The organism is Pseudaeromonas pectinilytica, assembly GCF_054780855.1.
The window spans coordinates 1-921 of the sequence record NZ_BAAGVN010000188.1 but is presented as its reverse complement, the minus strand read 5'-3'; the positions used below and the strand labels follow the sequence as shown (position 1 = coordinate 921).

General features: G+C 49.5%; 1 protein-coding gene. It reads left to right on the top strand.

Annotated features, from left to right (window positions below):
- The first annotated feature begins 602 nt into the window (after positions 1 to 602).
- Entirely contained in the window at positions 603 to 890 is a 288-nt protein-coding gene (locus tag ACYVG7_RS10125; RefSeq protein ID WP_460883002.1) for a class I SAM-dependent methyltransferase, read from the top strand.
- Positions 891 to 921: the final 31 nt, after the last annotated feature.

Sequence of the window (921 nt, the reverse complement as noted above, 5' to 3'; positions counted from 1 at the left end):
CAATTAAAATCGTGTTTGGAGCTGCTCAACTGATCGAGACTTGATCAACTTGTGCAAAGAATGATCATGCGTCGGCCCTGCCTATTACAGTGGCCAAGGTTAATTTGTTCAACATAAACACACCTCATCTTGGGTTGGTAATTGCTGAGCTTTCTTGGGTTTTTCCGACCTGATGAGGGTAACAACTAGAAATTAACGAAAGGAGAGATGGCTCACACCGGCTTTTTCATAGCATGATTCTTCATATGGACAGCAGATAAGTTCATATCCGCACCGGGAATCATCCAGCGGGATAACACAGCGAAAATAAATAAAAACGGTCATCTGAGGTTGCTGATATCTATATGTTCAATAGTGACTATTCTTGTTTTTTATTTGACGAAATAGCGCTTGAATTATTCGGCCGTTAATAAATGTCGCTATTTCCGTATGATGTTCCGCTTCGGGTTGTGCTCCGCGGAATGTGCTGGTTTTCAGTGCCGAATGGTGCGCATGCTTAGTCGTTGGCTAATGAAAGATAGGTCGATGCCCGTATTCAGGGTAGAGTGGCGACCGGCAGCGATTCCCCCTTGAATGCGCTGCACTACGGCTACAGGCCCCCTATGAAACCCCTTCGCGTTCGCTACCAGACCCTAGAGTTTGCTCACACCGATATTCACCTGCGCACCCTGCGCGACAACCAGGAATATGCCGATGTGGATGGTATCGCGCTGGAACTGGGCATCTCGTCCGCCACCTGGCCACTGTTCGGCATCGTCTGGGCGTCCGGCACAGTACTGGCCCATCTGATGGCGGTACAGGAGATCCAGGGGTTGCGGATCCTGGAGGTAGGCTGCGGGATGGCGCTGTTCCCTTTACGTGTTGTTGACTATTTTCACCCCACCCGATAACCAGGATTTTGCACTGTTGGGCTCTTGGTTG

Coding starts and splice junctions, on each gene's coding strand:
- ACYVG7_RS10125 (WP_460883002.1), top strand. CDS start 603: ATGAAACCCCTTCGCGTTCGCTACCAGACCCTAGAGTTTGCTCACACC.